Annotated in this window: 16 protein-coding genes; 9 read left to right on the forward strand and 7 right to left on the reverse strand. The window is 72.2% G+C overall.

Annotated elements, in window-relative coordinates; genetic code table 11:
* Nucleotides 1-153: 153 nt before the first annotated feature.
* Entirely contained in the window at nt 154-2,508 is a 2,355-nt protein-coding gene (locus tag ACN6LD_RS11655; protein WP_445043083.1) for a heavy metal translocating P-type ATPase, read from the forward strand.
* Complete coding sequence (locus tag ACN6LD_RS11660) at nt 2,483-3,010, forward strand: copper chaperone PCu(A)C (protein WP_445043084.1); 528 nt, start codon at nt 2,483-2,485, stop codon at nt 3,008-3,010. Before ACN6LD_RS11655 ends, ACN6LD_RS11660 begins: the two co-directional genes overlap by 26 nt.
* 17 nt (nt 3,011-3,027) lie before the next feature.
* Here ACN6LD_RS11660 and ACN6LD_RS11665 read toward each other — a convergent pair whose 3' ends face one another.
* The 3 genes from ACN6LD_RS11665 to ACN6LD_RS11675 all read right to left on the reverse strand — a co-directional run bounded on the left by ACN6LD_RS11665 (nt 3,028) and on the right by ACN6LD_RS11675 (nt 5,601).
* Nucleotides 3,028-3,780 (reverse strand): aspartyl/asparaginyl beta-hydroxylase domain-containing protein, encoded by a 753-nt coding sequence (locus ACN6LD_RS11665; RefSeq protein ID WP_445043085.1) that lies wholly within the window; start codon nt 3,778-3,780, stop codon nt 3,028-3,030.
* Between the two features lie 186 nt (nt 3,781-3,966).
* Nucleotides 3,967-4,662, reverse strand: coding sequence for a sigma-70 family RNA polymerase sigma factor (locus tag ACN6LD_RS11670; protein ID WP_445043086.1), 696 nt, complete (start codon nt 4,660-4,662; stop codon nt 3,967-3,969).
* Between the two features lie 213 nt (nt 4,663-4,875).
* Entirely contained in the window at nt 4,876-5,601 is a 726-nt protein-coding gene (locus tag ACN6LD_RS11675; RefSeq protein WP_319194230.1) for a hypothetical protein, read from the reverse strand.
* Between the two features lie 352 nt (nt 5,602-5,953).
* Between ACN6LD_RS11675 and ACN6LD_RS11680 the strand changes: the two genes are divergently transcribed.
* On the forward strand, nt 5,954-7,933 hold the full coding sequence (locus ACN6LD_RS11680; protein ID WP_445043087.1) for an ABC transporter ATP-binding protein: 1,980 nt from the start codon (nt 5,954-5,956) through the stop codon (nt 7,931-7,933).
* Between the two features lie 198 nt (nt 7,934-8,131).
* Here the strand turns inward: ACN6LD_RS11680 and ACN6LD_RS11685 are convergent, their stop codons facing one another.
* The 3 genes from ACN6LD_RS11685 to ACN6LD_RS11695 all read right to left on the reverse strand — a co-directional run bounded on the left by ACN6LD_RS11685 (nt 8,132) and on the right by ACN6LD_RS11695 (nt 11,759).
* Nucleotides 8,132-10,444, reverse strand: a complete 2,313-nt coding sequence (locus tag ACN6LD_RS11685) for an ABC transporter permease (protein WP_445043137.1) — start codon at nt 10,442-10,444, stop codon at nt 8,132-8,134.
* Nucleotides 10,445-10,545: 101 nt separating this feature from the next.
* Nucleotides 10,546-11,238, reverse strand: a complete 693-nt coding sequence (locus tag ACN6LD_RS11690; protein ID WP_319194226.1) for an ABC transporter ATP-binding protein — start codon at nt 11,236-11,238, stop codon at nt 10,546-10,548.
* Entirely contained in the window at nt 11,235-11,759 is a 525-nt protein-coding gene (locus ACN6LD_RS11695) for a PadR family transcriptional regulator (RefSeq protein WP_319194224.1), read from the reverse strand. Before ACN6LD_RS11695 ends, ACN6LD_RS11690 begins: the two co-directional genes overlap by 4 nt.
* Nucleotides 11,760-12,313: 554 nt before the next feature.
* Between ACN6LD_RS11695 and ACN6LD_RS11700 the strand changes: the two genes are divergently transcribed.
* Nucleotides 12,314-12,670: a TetR/AcrR family transcriptional regulator gene (locus ACN6LD_RS11700; RefSeq protein WP_445043088.1), complete on the forward strand. Its 357-nt coding sequence runs from the start codon at nt 12,314-12,316 to the stop codon at nt 12,668-12,670.
* Between the two features lie 952 nt (nt 12,671-13,622).
* Here ACN6LD_RS11700 and ACN6LD_RS11705 read toward each other — a convergent pair.
* Entirely contained in the window at nt 13,623-14,207 is a 585-nt protein-coding gene (locus ACN6LD_RS11705) for a type ISP restriction/modification enzyme (RefSeq protein WP_445043089.1), read from the reverse strand.
* A 5-nt stretch (nt 14,208-14,212) separates the two neighbouring features.
* Here ACN6LD_RS11705 and ACN6LD_RS11710 point away from each other — a divergent pair, with 5 nt between their 5' ends.
* From ACN6LD_RS11710 to ACN6LD_RS11730, 5 genes are all read left to right on the forward strand, one after another.
* The gene (locus tag ACN6LD_RS11710; RefSeq protein ID WP_445043090.1) at nt 14,213-15,565 is read left to right on the forward strand and encodes a hypothetical protein; all 1,353 of its coding nucleotides are present in this window, start codon (nt 14,213-14,215) and stop codon (nt 15,563-15,565) included.
* On the forward strand, nt 15,562-16,515 hold the full coding sequence (locus ACN6LD_RS11715) for a lysylphosphatidylglycerol synthase domain-containing protein (RefSeq protein WP_445043091.1): 954 nt from the start codon (nt 15,562-15,564) through the stop codon (nt 16,513-16,515). The genes ACN6LD_RS11710 and ACN6LD_RS11715 overlap by 4 nt, the downstream gene beginning before the upstream one ends.
* 189 nt (nt 16,516-16,704) lie before the next feature.
* On the forward strand, nt 16,705-17,151 hold the full coding sequence (locus ACN6LD_RS11720) for a hypothetical protein (RefSeq protein ID WP_445043092.1): 447 nt from the start codon (nt 16,705-16,707) through the stop codon (nt 17,149-17,151).
* Nucleotides 17,152-17,308: 157 nt separating this feature from the next.
* Nucleotides 17,309-18,247 carry an ATP-binding cassette domain-containing protein gene (locus tag ACN6LD_RS11725; protein ID WP_445043093.1) on the forward strand — a complete coding sequence of 313 codons (939 nt, stop codon included), beginning with the start codon at nt 17,309-17,311 and terminating at the stop codon, nt 18,245-18,247.
* Nucleotides 18,244-19,083 carry an ABC transporter permease gene (locus tag ACN6LD_RS11730; RefSeq protein ID WP_445043094.1) on the forward strand — a complete coding sequence of 280 codons (840 nt, stop codon included), beginning with the start codon at nt 18,244-18,246 and terminating at the stop codon, nt 19,081-19,083. Before ACN6LD_RS11725 ends, ACN6LD_RS11730 begins: the two co-directional genes overlap by 4 nt.
* The last annotated feature ends 35 nt before the right edge of the window (nt 19,084-19,118 follow it).

Consider the following 19,118-nt stretch of genomic DNA (forward strand, 5'->3'; position numbering starts at 1 on the left):
GCTGACGGCCGTCTCGTACGCCGTCGGGCGGGCTGCCGGTCCTGTCGCCCCCGGCATGCACCGGACCGTGGATGAACCGGGAGGCGCGGGGGAGCCCGGGATGTCGGACATGCATGGCATGAACGCTCCGGGCCGTTTCGTGCGGGAGAGCCTATGACATCCGCCGACGCCGGTCCGGAGCCGGGTGCACCGCGGGTGACCACCGATCTGGTGGTCGGCGGAATGACCTGCGCCGCATGCGTGGGCCGGGTGGAGAAGAAGCTGGGCCGCGTCGAGGGCGTGACGGCGGCGGTCAACCTGGCCACCGGACGCGCCAGGGTCTCCCATCCGGCGGCGGTGACCTTCCAGGAGCTGATCGCGACCGTCGAGAGCGCGGGCTACACCGCCCGACTGCCACCGCCCCCGGCGGGCGCCGCCGCGGAAGACGGGGGGACGCCGGGCGGGGAGCAGGAGGCCGGGGCCGCCGGCGCGACGGAGCGGCGGCGGCTGTGGATCACGACGCTGCTGTCGGCGCCCGTATTGGTGCTGTCCATGATTCCGGCCCTGCAGTTCGACGCCTGGCAGTGGGTGTGCTTCTACCTCACCGCGGTGGTCGCGCTGTGGAGCGCGGCGCCGTTCCACGTGCGGGCGTGGAACGGACTGCGCCACGGGGCGGCGACCATGGACACCCTGGTCTCCCTCGGCGTGGCCGCCTCGTTCCTGTGGTCGGGCTATGCGCTGTCCTTCGGAGGGGCGGGTGCACCGGGCATGCGGATGCCGTTCAGTCTGCTGCCCGGCGCCGAGGCCGGCACCGCGCACCTGTACTTGGAGGCGGCGGTGAGCGTGCCCCTCTTCGTGCTAGCCGGCCGGTACCTGGAGGCGCGGGCCAAGCACGGCACGGGGTCGGCGCTGCGTGCGCTCGCCGAACTAGGGGCCAAGGACGTCGAACTGAGGGACGGCGCGGACCACCGGCGGGTCCCGGTCTCCGAACTGCTGGTGGGACAGGAGTTCGTGGTGCGGCCGGGTGAGAAGGTCGCCACGGACGGGGTCGTGGTGGAGGGCGGTTCGGCCCTCGACCTGTCCCTGGTCACCGGCGAGAGCACCCCCGTGGAGGTGGGCCCCGGATCCGCCGCGGTGGGCGCCGCCGTCAACGCCGGCGGACTGCTCGTGGTCCGCGCCACCGCGGTCGGCGCCGACACCCAGCTCGCCCGGATCACCCGGCTGGTGACCGACGCCCAGGCGGGCAAGGCCCGCGTCCAACGGCTCGCCGACGCCGTCGCGGGCGTCTTCGTGCCCGCCGTCGTCGCCGTGGCCTGCACGGTGCTCGGTTTCTGGCTCGGCGCCGGCGCGGACGCCGAGTCGGCCGTCACCGCGGCGGTGGCCGTACTCGTCGTCGCCTGCCCCTGTGCGCTCGGCCTCGCCACTCCGACCGCCTTCCTGGCGGCCACCGGACGCGGCGCACAGCTCGGCGTGCTCATCCGGGGGCCGGAGGCCCTGGAGCGGCTGCAGCGCATCGACACCGTCGTCTTCGACAAGACCGGCACGCTCACCACCGGCCACATGACGCTCGTCCAGACGACCGTGAGCACCGACGAGGACGCCGCGCAGATCCTGCGCCTGGCCGGAGCGGTCGAGTACGGCTCCGAACACCCCATCGGACGCGCCGTGGTCACGGCGGCGCGCCGGGTCGCGGACGGCGCGCCGCTGCCGCCGGTGGCCGGGTTCCGCGCGGTCGCCGGTTCCGGCGTGAGCGGCCGGGTCGAGGGCCGCGAGATCACCGTCGGACGCCCGCACCCGGGCGCCGTCCTGCCGGACGCGCTGCGGACGGCGCTGGAGAGCGCCGAGGCCGCCGCGCAGACCGCCGTCGTCGTCGAGGTGGACGCCCGCCCCGTCGCCGTCCTCGCCGTCGGCGACCGCCTGCGCCCCTCCAGCGAGAACGCCGTCTGCCGGCTTCAGGCGCTCGGCATCGAGCCGATCCTGGTGACCGGCGACGGCCCGGCCGCCGCCCGCGCCGTGGCCGAGCAGGTGGGCATCGACGACGTGCACGCCGCAGTCACCCCGGCCGGCAAGGCGGACCTCGTGGCGAAGCTGCGGGCCGAGGGACGGCGCGTGGCGGTCATCGGCGACGGGGTCAACGACGCCGCGGCCCTCGCCTCGGCCGATCTCGGCATCGCCATGGGCAGCGGGACCGACGTGGCGATCGGCGCGGCCGACATCACCCTCGTGCGCGAGGACATGGAGGCCGTCGTCGCGGCGGTGCGGCTCACCCGCAGGACCCTGACCACGATCCGGGCCAACCTCGTCTGGGCGTTCGGCTACAACGCGGTCACCGTCCCGCTGGCGGCCACCGGCTGGCTCAACCCGATGTTCGCAGCCGTGGCGATGTCCGCCAGCTCCGTCCTCGTCGTCGCCAACAGCCTGCGCCTGAGGGCCCGGCCCGTGCCGCTGTTCTCCGGGCGCTCGCAGGAGCCCGACCGCATCCCGTCCCGAGAGGAGACCGACGATGTCAGCGCCGGCAGCGTCCGCTGAACGCCCCCTTCCTGTTTGGCGCCGCCCGGCCGCGGCCGCCGCCCTGCGCGCCGCTCTCGTGCCGGCCGGCGCCTGCGCGGTGGTCCTGCTGCTGCTGTGCGTCTACACGGCGACCGGGGCGGCGGGCGATCCGTCGGCGAGGATCGGCGTCAGCGACGCCCGTATCCTCCAGTCGGCCGGCTCCGCGACCACCACGGTCCTCGTCTCCCTCCGCAACACCGGGCCCGTCGAGGACACACTGGAGTCCGTCTCGTCCCTGGACCTGGGGGTCATGGTGCTGGCCCGCACGGTCACGGAGAACGGCGAGAGCCGCACGAGGCCCATCGGTCCCGTCACCGTCGCGTCCGGCGGCAGCCTGCGGATGGACGCCTTCGGCGTCAAGGTGGCGGTCCTCGATCCACCGGAGCTGGACCCCGGGGAGAAGGTGGGCATCGACCTGTGGTTCCGCAACTCCGGCCGGGTGAAGGCCACCGCGGTGACCGTTCGGCCCGGCCGGCCGTAGCGGGGGCCGGCGCCTGCTCAGGCGTCGCCCATCAGCTTGCGGATCTCGGTGATGAGGACGACGAGCGCCGCCCGCTCGGGGACCGTCGTGTCCGGATGCCACAGGTCGACGAGCAGGCAGGTCCGCGGGCGTGTCCCGTGGTTCCACGCCTCATGCTCGAACGAGTAGTCGAACAGCAGGCACTTGCCCTCGTCCCACGAGCGGGTCTCGCCGGCCACCGTGATGCCGCATCCGTCCGGAATGTCGACGGCGAGGTGGAGATTGATGCTGAAGTTCCACAGGTCGCAGTGCGGTGCGATCTCCGCGCCCGGCAGGAGGGTCGAGAAGTGGCACTCCAGGAGGGGGCAGATCTTCTCCGTGTCGACGGCGTGCTCCTGCAGCACCTTGAACGCGGTGGGGACGGTGCCGGCCGACTCGGCGACCGGAGCGCCGTCCCGGAACAGGTACAGGGCCTGCCAGTCCTGCTGGCGGGTCAGGTAGTGCTCGTAGTCCGAGAACGCGTTCCGGCGAGCGGACCACGCGGTTTCCAGTTCCGATTTGATCGATGCGTGATTCGCCTCCAGCGCGTGCACCACCGGGTTCAACTCGGGATGGCCGTACGGGTCGTGCCAGGGCTGCTGAGAAATTCCCGGCATGATCCATTTGGCGCCCTTCTGAAGGGGATGCCGGGATTGCTTCCGGGTTTCCAGCATCTCCTCCACGCGCACGATCGACTGCGATCCGTGCCTTTCCCTGATCGCGGCGAAGGCGTTCTCCATCAGCGGTGTCACAGGTAACTCCAGGATTCCGAGGTTCGTGTCACGAGGTTTCGCGTTCCGAGGTTCGATGCGTGTGATGCGTGGCGCCCGCACGGACAGCAGGGGGCGTACCCCTGCCGTCCGTGCGGAAATCGCCGGGCGGCGCGGTGTTCGGGGGCGCGTGCCGAACATGAAATGACGCCTCGCGCTCCCCGTGCATCAGCTGTTTCGGATTTCCGGCACAAGCCGGGAACCAGATGGCGCCGCGCGCCGACCGTCGACGGGGGAGGTGAATTCCGGCTGTCGGTGTCCGGGCTCCCCGGATCTCTCCGCGGCCCGGAGCAGGGCGCTCAGGTCCTCTCGGGCCCGCGCCACCCGGGAGCGCACGGTGCCGATCGGGCAGCCCGCGGCGGACGCGGCGTCGGCGTAGGACAGCCCGAGGAGCTGGGTGAGCACGAACGCCTCCCGGCGTGCGGCGTCCAGGCCGTCGAGCAGGTCGAGGAGCGCCACGCCCTCCTCGAAGCCGGGCAGGCCGAACGGCTGGGTGTTCTCCGCGGCGGCCCGCCAGTCGGCGGTCTCGGCCACCTGGGGGCGGGCGGAAGCGTGCCGATAGCGGTCGATGACCGACCGGCGGGCGATCGACATGAGCCAGGTGCGCACGCCTGAACGCCCGGCGAACTGCGGCAGGTTGTGGAGAGCGCGGAGGAAGGCGTCCTGGGCCAGGTCGTCGGCGCCGTGCGTGTCGCCGCTGAGGTGCGCCACGAACCGCCAGACGTCGCTGTAGGTCGCGCGGACGAAACGCTCGACGGCCACGGGGTCGCCGCCCCGGGCGGCCAGCGCCCAGTGCGTCACTTCCGCGTCGTTGTTTCCCGGGCCGGACGGTCTCGGAACGGAGCAGGCAAGGGCAGGGATCATCGCGAAGGGTCCTTCGAGGTGCTGCGGGCGCGCGCCGGCGCATGGCTGCACACGGCCCGGCAGTACGGGGGCGCTCCAAGGCGCGCCACGTCCACGGCGGAGGGGCGCTCGGGCGCCGGGGCCAATGGCCGGCCTGTGGCGCCGTGCCGCTTCGCGGTGCCTGCGGCAGGCGGGCAGGCCGGTGCCGCCGTCCGTCTGCAAGAGCAGGGACGGTCAGCAGGGGGCCGGGTGCCCGGGCGGACCTCTGCGGGAGACGGCGTGCTGCAGCAGTGCCGCGCGCAGTCTGCGCGCGGGAGGTGCGGGCGCCGGACGCGCGGGCGCCTGCGGCCGCGGTGCGACGCCAGTGGTCCGCAGCGCGAGCCGCAACGGCACGAACACCGCGGCGGCGAGCGCGCGGCCCACCCGGAACGCCGCCGATTCGCCCCGCCACAGCCACAGCCCGCACACCAGGGCGGCCAGCGAGTGCGCGGCGAACATGAGGGCGCCGCCGTGGCCGCCGGGAAGCATCAGGTCCATGGAGCCCATGCGCATGGAGCCCGTGCCGGCGGAGCCCGGCTCCGTGGCGGCCATGTCCACGGGCTTCATGCCCATGCTGGCCATGTGCTCCATGTGGTCCCTGAGCTGACCACGGCTCATCCGCCTCATGAGCTCGATGTGTTCCGCGGCGGCCGCGGAGACCGTCGGACCGGGCCGCAGCAGATCGAACAGCGAGTGCAGGGCGAGCTGCGTCGCGACCGTGGAGGCGGTCACGACCACCGCCCCGCGCTCGCGTCCGGCGACCCACCACGCAAGGGACGCCGTGCCGAACAGGGAACTGCCGAGGACGAACCACGGCGGGGACACGCCGGACGCCCAGGTGTGGCCGACGGCCGCCGTCAGCACGCAGACGGCCGCGAAGAACGCGGCTCGTGCGGCGCGCGACGCCGGCCCGGTGGTCATGGTGACATCGTGTCATCCGACGGCCACGCGAGAGGGCTTCATCGCACATCTGTCCAACCCGTGCTCTCGTCGCCGAGTCCGCGGACGCCCCTGACCGCCGACGACGCCCCGGAAGGGCGACCGGCGCCGCTCGTCGCGGTCGGACCGGCGCCCCGTGGTCCAGGGGCCCACCGTGCAGAGGCCCTCGACCTGGGGCGACGCGGACGCCGACGCCCGCCTGCTCGCTGTCGGACACGTCCGCTGCGTACAGGGAAGGGCAGCAGTGTCCGGTTGTCGCCGTTCCGCAGTAAATGCCTGGACTGTGGACCTCCGCGGACGGGACACTTCCGACTTCCGAACCACCGGGAGCGTGATGGGAACAACAGATGCGCGAGGGTCGACGCCGGGCAGGAGCGCGGTCGTTCTGGCGCTGCGCCGCTACGGCCTGGAACTGCTGCGACTACGACGAGTGGCCCTGCCCGCGCTGCTGCTGCCGGCCGTGGGCAACATCGGCATCCGCTATGTCGCCCCCCTGCTGATCGCCAAACTGGCAGGGCAGGCCGCCGACGACAGCGGTCTCAGCCTCCACTCGGCACTGCCGTACGTGCTGGGCTTCGGCGCGACGCTGCTGCTCGCCGAGGCCGTGTGGCGGGTCGGCCAGCACTGCCTGAACCGTGTGGACGCCCTGGGCATGGAGCACCTGTACGTGAGCGGCATGGACGAACTCCTCGCCAAGGACGCGGCGTTCTTCCACGACAACTTCGCCGGCTCCCTGACCAAACGGGTGCTGAGCTTCGGCAAGCGCTTCGAGGACTTCGTCGACACGGTGACGTACCGGATCGTGGGCAGTCTCGTCCCCCTGGTGTTCGGCGCCGTGGTGCTGTGGAGCTACGAGCCGATGCTCGTCGTCGGGCTCCTCGTGATGATCGCGCTGACCGTGGCGGCCGCGACACCGCTGATCCGGCGCCGGCAGATGCTCGTCCACGACCGTGAGGCGGCGATCGCCCGGGTCTCCGGACACGTCGCCGACAGTCTCGTCAACATGGAGACCATCCGGGCGTTCGCCGCCGAGCGGCGGGAGGCCGACGAACACCGCAGCCGTGTCGCGGACTCCCGGCGCCTGACGCTGAGGTCGTGGGACTACGGCAACCTGCGCGTCGACATCCTGATCGCCCCCCTGTCCGTGCTGACCAACGTGCTGGGCCTGGTGGTCGCGATCGCCCTCGGCGGCTCGGGTCAGGGAGTGGAGGAGGTCGTCGTCGCGTTCACCTACTACTCCAACGCGACGCAGATCATGTTCGAGTTCAACCAGATCTACCGGCGTCTGGAGAGCTCGATGACCGAGGCCGCGCAGTTCACCGAACTGCTCCTCGATCCGCCCACGGTGCTCGACCCGACGGAACCCGAACCGCTCGCGGCGCGGGACACCGGCATCCGCTTCGAGGCGGTGACCTTCGCCCACGCGGGCGCGAAGCCGATCTTCCGCAAACTCGAACTGGACGTGCCCGGGGGCGCGCGGATCGGTCTGGTCGGCCGGTCCGGCGGCGGCAAGACCACCCTGACCCGGCTCCTGCTGCGGATGTCGGACATCGACGGCGGACGCATCCTGATCGGAGGTCAGGACATCAGCCGGCTGCGCCAGGGCGACCTGCGCTCCCTGATCGCCTACGTCCCGCAGGAACCCGCCATGTTCCACCGCAGCCTGCGGGACAACATCGCCTTCGCCCGGCCCGGCGCCACCGACGACGAGATCCGCGCCGCGGCCGTGGCCGCACACGTGACGGAGTTCGCCGACCAGCTCCCCGAGGGATTCGGCACCTTGGTGGGGGAGCGGGGGGTGAAACTCTCGGGCGGCCAGCGTCAGCGTGTCGCCCTCGCCAGGGCCATCCTGCGCGACGCCCCGATCCTGCTGCTCGACGAGGCGACCAGCGCGCTGGACTCGGAGAGCGAGCTCCTCGTCCAGGACGCCCTGTGGCGGTTGATGGACGGACGAACGGCCCTGGTGGTCGCCCACCGTCTGAGCACCGTCGCCGGCATGGACCGTCTCGTCGTCCTCGACCGCGGAAGCGTCGTCGAGGAGGGATCCCACGAGGAGCTGCTCGCGGCCGACGGCGCCTACGCCAAGCTGTGGCAGCACCAGTCGGGCGGATTCCTCGGCGAGAGCGCCGAGCCGGCCCCGGGCGAGCCGGCCCCGGGAGACCCGGCCCCGGGCGAGCCGGCCCCGGGAGACCCGATCCCGGGAGACCCGATCCCGGGAGCCGGCCCCGGCGGGCTGCCCGGACCTGCCGGTCCGACGCCGGACGAGGGCCACAGGCCGTCGTCGCACGTGCGGACGGGCACCGGGTCCACATGACCGGGTCCGGCGGACGCCCTTCCCCGGCGGCGTCCGACCCCGCAGACCGCTGACCCGGGTCGGGAAGGGTGCGACGGGTGCGGGCCCGGGCGGCTGCCGCCCGACGGGCGACGGCGTCGCCCGCCACGCCCGGACTGCCCGCATGCGCGAGTGGGCTCCTCCCGGCGGGAGGAGCCCACTGCGTCGCAGGGGTGCGGCCTATTCCGTGCGCAGGCCCGCAGGGCGCATCATGCGCAGCAGCGGCGGCACGCTGAGCAGCGTGACCACGCCGACCACGGCCGCGCCCACGCCGGCCATGGCGAGCACGTTCGTCCAGTCCATCGTCACCGGTGTACGGGTCATCTTCAGCAGCACGACGCCGAGGGTCACCCCCACCGTCGTGGCCAGGGCGAGGCCGAGCCCGACCGGGAGGGCCGTCTGCCACAGCACCGACATGCTCAGCGTGCGGCGCCGGGTGCCGAAGGCGACCAGCGCGGAGAGCAGCTTGCGGCGCTCGCGCAGCTGCTCCAGCTGGGAGACCAGCAGGCTCGCGCCGATCAGCCCCAGCACGAAGGCGGCCCCGATGAACAGACCGGTGCGGATGGAGGTGTACAGGGCGTTCTCCTGGGCCGCCGTCCACCCGAAGGTCTGCGCCAGGGGGTCGATGCGGGCGGCGACGTTGCGCACGTACTCCCGTGAGTCCGGCACCGAGGGGTCCAGGCGCAGGTAGACGCCGTCCGAGAACACCGCGGGCGCGGCAGCGGGGGGCAGGGCGGCGGGGGTGACCAGCAGACTGGTGTAGTTGAGCAGCGAGTCCTTGCGCGCGTCCACCACCGGGATGTTCGCCGGAACGGTCCAGGGCACCTCGCGGCCGCGTTCGGATCCGTCGTACGACGGATCGATGTAGAGCTGCCGGCCGGACTTCAGCAGGGCGATCTGGGACGCGTTGCTGGGGTCCGCGTAGCCGGTACGCGTTCTCGTGACGAACACGTCACCGTCCTTGCAGGAGGGCAGTGCGGCGAGTTCGCGCAGGGCGGCGCAGTCGCCCACGGTCAGCCCTTCGCTGTTCTCCGGGTTGCGACGGGAGTCCCCGTACTGGGAGCGGGCCAGGGCCACCGCGGCCCGGACGCCCTTGGCGTCGGCGAATTCGCGCGCGACGCCGGACAGCTGCCTGGGGCCGCTGAAGTTGACCTGCATCTGGACCCGGGAGGGGTCCTGGCCGGTGTTCTCGGTGTACTGGTCCTGCGTGCCCGTGAAGAGCATCTGCAGCGCGATGGCCCCGGCCACCGCCACGGCGATGCCGTTGACCATACGGGCGGCGGTGCCGCTGCTCAGCTGCAGCCGTCGCACGGCCAGCTGCCAGGACAGCGGGCCCTTGCCGAGCCGGGCGACGACCGCCTCCACGACCCAGGGCAGCAGGGCGGTGATGCCGATCAGCAGCATCAGGACGCCGCCGATGACGAGGTACTGGTTGAAGTCCCCGTTGGTGTGGCCCTGGCCGATCATCGGGTAGAGCATCGCGAGGCCGGCCACCGGCGGCAGCAGCCGCCACCACAGCCGGCGGCGGCGCTGCTTGGCCGCGCGCACCACACCGAGGGGTTCGACGACCACGCCGCGCATCGCGAGCAGCGTGACCAGCACCGCGGCGACCGGCACCGTCACCACGACCAGCGCGGCGAGCGCGGGAGCGGGGTCGAGGTAGCTGGGCCAGACGCTCACGCCCAGCAACTCGCTGGTGCCCAGTCTCTGCCGGCCCAGCACGAAGAGGCCGGCGCCCACGGCCAGGCCCAGGAGGGATCCGGCCAGCGCCTCTCCCGCCGCGATCCGCCGGGTCATGCCCCGGTCGGAGCCGACCAGGCGCAGCGCGGCGAGGCGGCGGTCGCGGCGTTCACCGCCGAAGCGGACGGCGGCCGCGATGAACACGGCGACCGGCGTGAGCAGTACGACGAACACGACCGCGATCATGAGCAGCAGCACCGGGTCGGTCTTCTCGGGCGTCGTGTCCGGTCTGCCGAACTCGGTGAGCCGCGTCGCCAGGGCGGTGTCCGACAGCGTCAGCCCCGAGGCTCCCGCGTAGTAGACCAGTTCGTGCGAGCCGATCAGCCCGCGCTCGCCGATCGTGCCGGTGATCTTGTACGGCAGGCGCTCCCGCAGCAGTTTCGCGTCGTCCGAGTCCAGCAGCTCCTTGAGCGCGGGGGAGACCGCCATCTCGCCCTTGCCCGGGAAGCGGTCGACCCCCGGGGGCAGCGGCGCCCGCGCGCCCTCGGGTTCGAGGAACCGGCCCCGGACGTCGTCGTCGTGCCAGGTGGTGTCGGCGTCGGCGATCAGCAGGGTGTTGTCGGCTTTGGGCGGAACATCGCGGGTGAACAGGTCGGCGTAGCGGGCGTCCTCCACCTTGCTGCGGGAGGCGAACACGTTGGGCGTCGCGGTGCAGAGCAGGAGCAGGACCACGCCGAGGCCGACGCCGACCGCCGTCAGCGTCGTCCGGACCCAGCCCTCGCGGCCGCCGGTGACGGCGAACCGGGCGCCCATGGCCAGGTCTGCGGTCCAGCCCCACGGCCGGCTTCCTCCCGGCTCCCGGCTCCGCCCGAGCGAGGGGACTTCCCTGCGTGCGAGGCGACCCTTGCGCGGACTCATACGGCGCGCTCCATGTCCCGGGACTTGCCGTCGCGTACGACGACCTCGCGGTCGGAGTAGGAGGCCACCCGTGCCTCGTGGGTGACGAGGACGACCGCGGCGTTGGCGGACCGGGCCGCCCCGGTGAGCAGGTCCATCACCCGTTCGCCGTTGGCGGAGTCGAGCGCGCCGGTCGGTTCGTCGGCGAACAGCACCCGAGGACCGGTGACCAGCGCACGCGCCACGGCGACGCGCTGCCCCTGGCCGCCGGAGACCTCGCCGGGCCGCTTGCCCTTCAGGTCGTCGACCTCCAGGCGTTCCATCCAGCCGAGCGCCGCCCGCTCGGCCTCCTTGCGGGAGGCGCCGTTCAGCCTGAGCGGCAGGGCGACGTTCTCCACGCAGGTCAGTTCCGGGACGAGCTGCCCGAACTGGAACACGAAGCCGAACTCGGAGCGGCGCAGCGCGCTGCGACCGGCGTCGCTCATCGTCGTCACTTCACGCCCGTTGTAGAGAATCGACCCGGAGTCGGGCGGCAGGATGCCCGCGAGGCAGTGCAGCAGCGTCGACTTGCCGGAGCCGGAGGGGCCCATGACGGCGACGACCTCGCCGGGGTGGATGGAGAACGCGGCGCCGTCGAGGGCGTGGGTGGGCCCGTAGGTCTTGCGCAGGTCCCGTGCGGTGAGCAGGGAACCGGGGGGAGAAGTCGTCATCGGGCCACAGCCTCACGGAGTTTGTCGAGTCGGGCGGCGGTCAGCTCCAGCCAGCGCAGGTCCGCCTCCAGGTGGAAGAGGGCGTGGTCGCAGATCAGCTGGTCCGCCAGATCGCCCCTGCGCTTGCGGTCCGTCAGTATGCGCATGCTGCGCAGGTGCTCCGAGCGCTGGGTGTCCAGGATGTCGGCGGCGTCCCGATGGGTGAGCAGCGCGAGGACGACTTTGGTGTAGAGCTCCGACTGGAGGTACTCCTGCGGCTTCTGCGGGGTCGCGAGCCACTGCGCCACGTCGGTGATGCCGGCGTCGGTGATCGCGTAGCGCTTGCGCTCCGGGCCGGACCCGGCCTCCACGCCGTCGACCTCGACGAGGCCGTTCTTCAGCAGCCGGGACATCGTCGAGTAGACCTGGCCGTAATGCAGCGGACGGTCGTGACCGAACGTCTCGTCGAAGGCCCGCTTCAGGTCGTAACCGTGGCGCGGGCCGGACTCCAGGAGCCCCAAAAGGGTGTGACCGATGGACATGAGGCTCACTCTACACACGGTGTATACGCCGCATGTATACCTCGCGTGTATACGCGGAGTGCACCGCACATGACGGGGCGTACGGCCCTGCAGGTGAGAGAGGGGGAACCCGCTCCTCGTAACGATCCGGAAACGCCGTTCCGCCGGTCGGCCGGAGAGGCGGAGGAGTGCCGCACAGCGCGTCGCGGGAGCCCGGTCGCGGCATCCGGCTGCCGCAAGGAGGCGTCCAGCGCGTGCAGAAGGGGCGGGTCCGGCGGGAATCCCCCCGGCCGGCGGTTCTCCGCCGCGGCCTTCACGTGGGCGGCGCGGCGATGGTCCGCGGTGGCGGCGCCGTCTGCAACGAACAGGCATAAGCCTTTTCCACCGGAAGGCATCGTCATCACGGCTGACATACAGACGGCTCAGCCGCACAAGGCGGCCCAGGCTGGAATCGCAAAGTGGCGACGCATCGTCGCGGGGCGGGACTGGGACCTGCTCCCCGATCTGCTTGCGGCCTGGTCGTCGCGCCCAGCACGGCCGCCGCGCCGGTGAGTGTGGCTCCCGAGCGTGCGGGCATGGCCTCCGACGCCGCCCCCGCGCTCGTCGCTCTCCACCGGGTGACCGCGAACGTCCTGAGGGTGAAGAGCGCCTGGCGCTTCACCCTCAGCCACGCCACCCCCCACACCGAAGCCGCCGCCGCTCTCTGGGCCGAGATCAACGCTCACACCCACCAACTGCTGACCCGGGCGCAGCGCGAGGGACTCCTCGCCCCGGACACGGACCTGGAATGGACGGCGCAGGTGTACTACGCCCTCCTCGACGAAGCCCTGAACAAGCCCGGGCCCGACGGGGATTCGGCCGGTCGGGACCCGGACGTCCTGGCCGCCCTCGTCATCGACACACTCCTCCACGGCGCCGGGCCACGTCACTGACCCGCGCTCACGGCAGGTCCAGGCGAACGCCGCCCCGCACCGCACGGTGTTCGCCCGGCTGCGCCACGAACCGCGCACCCGGGCGTACTGCGAACGCCGAACTCGCGAGGGCGAGATCCGGCGTGGGAACATCCGTTGCCGGGAGCGATACGCCGCCCGCGAGGTCTTCGACCCGGTCAGGACGGTATTCACCGATCCCCGTGGCAGGGGCGTCCGTGAGGATGAGAGGGTCTGACGGGTGAGCGAGACACCACCGAACACCCTGCAATACCGCTTTGACGGGCCAGAAGAGGCTCCGTCCTGATCCTGGGGCCCTCGCTGGGCACCACCCACCTGGCACAGGTTGTAGAGGCCGTCCAGGGGCGTCTACGCCAGTCCAGCGCGGGCATGAAATAGCAGGTCAGGGCCTTCCGGTCCGGGAGGGGCCGCCCAGTTGGTGATGGCTGCGTGATAGGCGAGTGATACGGCGGGCCCCGCCTGGGGGCTTTGCGCGGAGCCGTGAGACGACGAGGCCGCACCGGAGAGCTTCGGCGCGGCCTCGTCATGAGATCGGCTGCGCTGTCGGGCACGATGCGGTCGGCACCTCATGCGGCCCTTGTCCCTGTAACGTTTTCGGGGCGCGCCTACTTTGCGATTGCACTCGCATATGCGTGTGAAGAGCCGGTTCCGTCAGAGAGCGCAGCACCACCTCGAGCACGGATCTGCCCAATCGGAGTGAGGTCGACTTGGGTGTGGACACGCACGGCGAGGTTCACGTCACCGCCCCAGTCTCACGGCTGGGGAAGGTCATGGGCACCGAATACTCTCCGGCAAGGGCCGCCGGCTGCTGGCAGCAGACGTGTGCAACCGCCAGACTGAATGCGGTTGCGCCGTGCCGGGGTCTGCGGCGGGGCGTCGTCGCGCAAATATTCCGTTGATGTTGCGGGCGTCAGGCACTCAGGCCGGGCGGGTGTCAGTCCGAGAAGCCGAGGCTCTCCTGACCAGGGCCGGGGGCGCGTCGAGACTTCCGCGGCGGTTTCGGTTCCTTGGTTGCGTAGGCAGGTACGGGCAGGATGCCCTCGCCCCGTAGGTCGTCGGTGCTGATGAGCGGGCCGCTGCTCACTGCGTCCAGCAGCTGTGCCTGTCGGGGTTCGAGGGCTACGAGGAGCCCGAGCGCGTTGATGAGGTCAAGCAGGTCAACGGTCCACCGGGCAGGCCAGGTCGGGGGCAGGATGTCGTTCAACGGGGTCTGTCGTTCCACGTCTGGCTTGCGCTTGCGGAAGCTGAACCACTTGCGGATCACCTGCACCCCGCCGATCCGATAGTCCCAGACTTCCGGCGCCACCGGGCGTGTGCAGCCCGTGCCCACCGTGAGGGTTCGCGTGGACGCGTCGTAAGAGATGTCCGCAGGTAACCCGTCGTCCTCTCCGATCACGACGACGCATTCCGGTTGTTCCTCCGGGGGAAGCCTCGGGGACGAGCCAGGTGAACTGTCGTGGTGCGAGGCGAAGCGCTGGCCGTACGTGTGGATCCACACCGTGCGCCTGCCCACTTCCACGAGGAATGGGCCTCGGTTGGGACGAGTCGGTCTACGTCAGCCAGGTCGCCCCCCACGCGCCGGCCGCGTTCTTCAGTGCTCCGCGTGCCCGTGGCGTTCCGCTGCTGGTGGCGCCGGTCGCCGCTTGGACGTCGTCCACCGCGGTGCTGCGGATCTACCTGGCCGTCCTGTCCGGCCTCGCCCTGTTCCTTGCGCTCCGCGCATGGCGGGGTGTTCTCCCCACCCGGGTGCTCGCGACCGCGGGCGTCCTGTTCGCCACCTTGTGGGTGACGCTGTTCTACGGTCCTCAGGCCATGCCCAACTACTGGGTCGCCGTCGGCGCCCTGGTCGGCACGGGCTGCTTCCTGCGCGCTCAGGCGAACCGCTTCGACCGAACGGCTCTGTGGGGCGTGGGCCTGAGCGCGGCCCTGATGGCCTGGATGCGCCCCACGGACGCGGTCTGGGCGACCCTGCCCCTGCTCGTCATGCCGGTGTGTGTACGGCGGTGGCGGCGCCCCGCGCTGCTGGGGGCGCTGGGCGGCGGCCTGGTCGCAGGGGCGGCCGAGTGGGTGATCGAGGCGTACGTCTCCTACGGCGGTCTGGCGCAACGCCTGTCCGACGCGTCCCGCATCCAGGGCGGACTCGGCTGGAACATCGCCGTCGCAGACCAGCTGCGCGCTCTGGGCGGACGTGCGCTGTGCCGCCCCTGCACCAGTGCCGCGCCCCCTGTGCTGGAGACCCTGTGGTGGTACGTTCTGCCGCTGCTCGCCGCCCTCGCGGGCGTGGTCGCCGTCCGGGCCCGCCGCCCCGCCGCCCCGCTCGTGCCGCTGGCCTGCGCCGTCTCGGCGGCCTTCCCGTACCTGTTCCTGATCGGTTACGCGGCACCCCGCTTCCTGCTGCCCGCCTATGCGCTGCTCGTTCTTCCGGTCGCCGATCTTCTGGTGCGCGTGGCCAGGGTCCCCGGTCGGATCCGCCGACCGCTGACTCTGGTGCTGCTGACCCTCGCTCTGGTCGGTCACCTGGCCGTGCAGTTCGCGGTGCTGGAGCACACCGTGCGGCGCACCACCGCTGCACATCGTGAGTGGGCGGCCGTCGCGGCCGGGCTGCACCGACTGGGCGTCCAACCGCCCTGCCTGGTGACGGGAGGGGACTACGTCCCGATCGCCTACTACGCGGGCTGCTCGTCCGCGGCGACCGGCGGCCACAACACCAACACCACCGCCGCAGCCATACGCCGAACCGCCCACCGGCTGCCCGTCGCCGCCCTCGTGGCACCGGGCGGCAGCCCGCCCGGATACGCCCGTTCCTGGACCCCGCACCAGGTGGCCGGCCTGCGCGTGTACGTCGCACCCGGCGTGACGCAGGGAGGGCGGAAGTGAACGCCATCAGCGTTCCGCTGTCCGTCGGCCTGCGCCGGTCCTGGCAGCTCGCCCTCACCGTAGCCGCGGTGGCGGCGGCAGTCTGGGTGCTCGCCGCACACCGGCACGCGGTGGACGCCAGCGCCGACCGGCTTGCCGTCGCCGATCGCGCCTGGCTGCTGGCGGCTGGTGCGGCCGCTCTCGCGACGTGGGTGTTCGCGGCCGTCGCCCAGCAGGGAGCGGTGGCCGAGCGGCTGCCTGCCGGGCAGCTCGTGGCGGCACAGTTCGCGGCGTGCGCGGCCAATCACCTGCTGCCCGCCGGGGTCGGCGCGAGCGCGGTCAACCTGCGGTTCCTCACCCGCCGCGGGCTGTCCACCGCCCGGTCGGCGACCGCGCTCGCGGTCAAGGCCGCCGCCGGCGCTCTGGTCCGCTTCGCACTTGCCGTCGTGCTGCTCCTGGCCTCGCCCCGGACCCCGCGCCTTTCGCCGGCCCTCCCACGCGCCTGCATCCTGCTCTCGGTGGCCGGCTGCGTCATCGTGGCCGCCACCGCCGTGGCCCTGAGCCGGCCGGCGCGCCGCGGCGTAGGGCGCGCGGCCGGCCAGGTCCTCGCCGACGTGCGGGCAGTGCACGGCCAGAGGGCCAGGGCATGCGCCCTGTGGGGTGGCTCCCTCGGCTTCGCCCTGCTGCACGCTGCCGTGGTGATCGCCGTGGTTCGGGCACTGGACGTGCCCGTGCCCGCCGGTCACGTCCTTCTGGCGTACCTCCTCGCCAGCGGCGCCGCCGTACTGCTACCCACCCCGGGCGGTCTGGGTTCACTGGACGCCGCGCTCGTGCTGACGCTCACCGCGGCCGGGACGCCCGCAGCCGCGGCCCTGTCGGCGGTCTTCGGCTACCGCCTGCTGACAGCCTGGCTGCCGCTGCTCCCCGGCCTGCTGGTGCTCGCGGTGTCGGCCCGCCGCTCCGTCCTGTGATCGTGACCCGACACCGCGGGGGTCCGCAGTGTGGACGTCGCCTCCTCGCGTGGCCCTGGGACCTCGCGGTGATGTTCCTGCCGTGGGCGCACGATCGCCGGCGCGTTGGTCAGCTCGATGCCGCGTTCGAAACCGCCGAAAACGCGGGTCATGGCGATGGCGCGCCGGACCGCGATCTGACGATGGACCGTGTGGCGACTCACGGCGGCCGTCAACCCGCTGCTGCGACCGCCGGCCGAGGCCGGTGGCTTTGTCCTGGAGCGATGGGCCGACGAGGAGGCCGCAGCCCGAATCGGCAGCCGTACGGTCGTTGCCCGCGCCGTCGGTCGGGCGGCTCTCGCCTCGGCCGGTATGCCACGTACCGCGACTCTGGCGGCGACCGGCGGGGCCGTGCCCCAGCGAGTGCAGGCCCTGCCGGCCCCGCCGCCCCCGCGCCGCACCCTGCCCTTCGCGGCGGGCGCCCTCCTGCTCACACTGTGCTGCGCCGGCCTGGCCCACGCCGCATCGGACAGCGAGAGCCTGGTCGAGAGCGCGGAACGGGCCCAGCGCGCCGCGGACGCCGAGGTGCCGGGCACGGAGGGTGGCCCGCCCTCCGCGGCGGCCGGACGCCTGCTGCCACCACGGCGGAGCCGGTGAACACCGGAGTCACCGCAGGTAGACGCGTAGTACCGCGGTACTACGCGCACGGCGCGGTTCAGCCTCCCGGTACCACCGATTCGGGGAATTCGACGCCTAGCGTTGCCGGTGTGGCGTCGGAAGGGACGGGCGCCGTAGGCCGACAGGGAGAACGCGAATGATCGAAGCACGGCAGTTGACCAAGCGATACGGCGACAAGACGGCGGTCGACGGGCTGGACTTCGTCGTGAAGCCGGGCACGGTGACCGGCTTTCTGGGGCCCAACGGCGCGGGCAAGTCCACGACCATGCGCATGATCGTCGGCCTGGATGCCCCGACGAGTGGATCCGTCACCGTGAACGGCCACCACTACGCCAGCCACCGGGCTCCACTGCAGGAGGTCGGCGCGCTCCTGGAGGCGAAGTCGATCCATCCGGGCCGCTCGGCGTACAACCACCTCAGGGCGCTCGCGCTGACCCACGGGATTCCGGGCAGCCGGGTCGACGAGGTCATCGACCTGGCCGGCCTTGGCAGCGTGGCAAGGAAGCGGGCCGGTGCCTTCTCCCTCGGGATGGGCCAGCGGCTGGGCATCGCCGCGGCGCTGCTGGGCGATCCGCTGACGGTGATGCTGGACGAGCCGGTCAACGGGCTGGACCCGGAGGGCGTGCTCTGGATCCGCAACCTGCTCAAGGGGCTCGCCGACGAGGGCCGGACGGTGTTCGTGTCCTCGCACCTGATGAGTGAGATGGCCCTGGTGGCGGACCACCTGATCATCGTGGGACGCGGCCGGCTGCTGGCCGACACGACCGTGGCGGACCTGATCCGCGAGGCGGGCGGCGACACCGTGAACGTGACGACCCAGGACCCGGCGCGGCTGCGGGACGTGCTGGCCGGGCCCGGTGTCGACGTCACAGGCCGGATCGGCTCCGAGGAGCTCCAGGTGACCGGGCTGACCGCCCGCCAGATCGGACTCAAAGCCGCCGAACACGGCATCGCGCTGTTCGAGCTGAGCGCCAGGACCGTGTCACTGGAAGAAGCGTTCATGGACCTGACCAAGGACGCCGTGGAGTACCACGGCACCACGGCCGGCATCGAGACCCTGGGGAGGCTCGCATGAGCACCCTCACCGCGACAGCGGAGGAACCCAGGACCACCGCGCCCCGCCCCGCCTACCGGGTGACCGGACGGCGCGTGCTGTCCTCGGAGTGGGCCAAGCTGTGGTCGCTGCGCTCGACCTGGATCACCCTGGGCCTCGGTCTGCTGTTCCTGGTGGCCTTCGGGCTGATCGCCGCGAGCCGCTACAAGTCGCAGATCGGCTCCAGCCACATGGACCGGGACTTCGCCGCCTCGACGGCCGTCAGTCTGTCCCTCTTCGGCACGAACTTCGCCCAGCTCGCCCTCGGCGTGCTCGGCGTGCTGGTCACGGCGGGGGAGTACTCGACGGGCATGATCCGCTCGACGCTCGCGGCGGTTCCCCGCAGGCTGCCCGTGCTGTGGTCCAAGGCGGCCGTGTTCGGGCTGGTGGCGCTGGTGATCGGCACGCTCGGCGCGTTCGTCGCCTTCGGCTTCGGCAGCGGCATCGTCTCCGGCACGCCGGCCGCGATGAGCCTCTCGCACGCTGGAGTACTGCGAAGCCTGCTGGGCGCCGGGCTCTACCTGGGACTGGTCGGTGTGATCGGCGTCGCGCTGGGCGCGCTGCTGCGGTCGGTGGCCGGCGGTATCTCGGTGCTGGTCGCCACACTCATGCTCATCCCAGGGCTCATCTCCCTGCTGCCGAGCTCCTGGCAGAACGACATCAGCCCCTACCTGCCGAGCAACGCGGGCGAGTCGCTGTTCGCCCTGACCCACGACAGCACCGCCCTGTCCCCCACGGCCGGGCTGCTGGTCTTCCTCGGCTGGACGGCGCTCGCCCTGGCGGGAGCGGCGTACCGGCTCGTGCGCAGCGACGTCTGACCGCCCGCACCATGGGCAGGTGACCACGTTGACGA

It is taken from the genome of Streptomyces sp. SAS_272 (assembly GCF_052543235.1).

Excerpts from the sequence above, each read along its gene's own strand:
- ACN6LD_RS11685 (WP_445043137.1), bottom strand. The coding sequence starts at position 10,444 with ATGGGCGCCCGGTTCGCCGTCACCGGCGGCCGCGAGGGCTGGGTCCGG.
- ACN6LD_RS11725 (WP_445043093.1), top strand. The coding sequence starts at position 17,309 with ATGATCGAAGCACGGCAGTTGACCAAGCGATACGGCGACAAGACGGCG.
- ACN6LD_RS11675 (WP_319194230.1), bottom strand. The coding sequence starts at position 5,601 with ATGACCACCGGGCCGGCGTCGCGCGCCGCACGAGCCGCGTTCTTCGCG.
- ACN6LD_RS11660 (WP_445043084.1), top strand. The coding sequence starts at position 2,483 with ATGTCAGCGCCGGCAGCGTCCGCTGAACGCCCCCTTCCTGTTTGGCGC.
- ACN6LD_RS11695 (WP_319194224.1), bottom strand. The coding sequence starts at position 11,759 with ATGTCCATCGGTCACACCCTTTTGGGGCTCCTGGAGTCCGGCCCGCGC.
- ACN6LD_RS11700 (WP_445043088.1), top strand. The coding sequence starts at position 12,314 with ATGGCCTCCGACGCCGCCCCCGCGCTCGTCGCTCTCCACCGGGTGACC.
- ACN6LD_RS11680 (WP_445043087.1), top strand. The coding sequence starts at position 5,954 with ATGGGAACAACAGATGCGCGAGGGTCGACGCCGGGCAGGAGCGCGGTC.
- ACN6LD_RS11670 (WP_445043086.1), bottom strand. The coding sequence starts at position 4,662 with ATGATCCCTGCCCTTGCCTGCTCCGTTCCGAGACCGTCCGGCCCGGGA.
- ACN6LD_RS11710 (WP_445043090.1), top strand. The coding sequence starts at position 14,213 with ATGGGCCTCGGTTGGGACGAGTCGGTCTACGTCAGCCAGGTCGCCCCC.
- ACN6LD_RS11730 (WP_445043094.1), top strand. The coding sequence starts at position 18,244 with ATGAGCACCCTCACCGCGACAGCGGAGGAACCCAGGACCACCGCGCCC.
- ACN6LD_RS11690 (WP_319194226.1), bottom strand. The coding sequence starts at position 11,238 with ATGACGACTTCTCCCCCCGGTTCCCTGCTCACCGCACGGGACCTGCGC.
- ACN6LD_RS11655 (WP_445043083.1), top strand. The coding sequence starts at position 154 with ATGACATCCGCCGACGCCGGTCCGGAGCCGGGTGCACCGCGGGTGACC.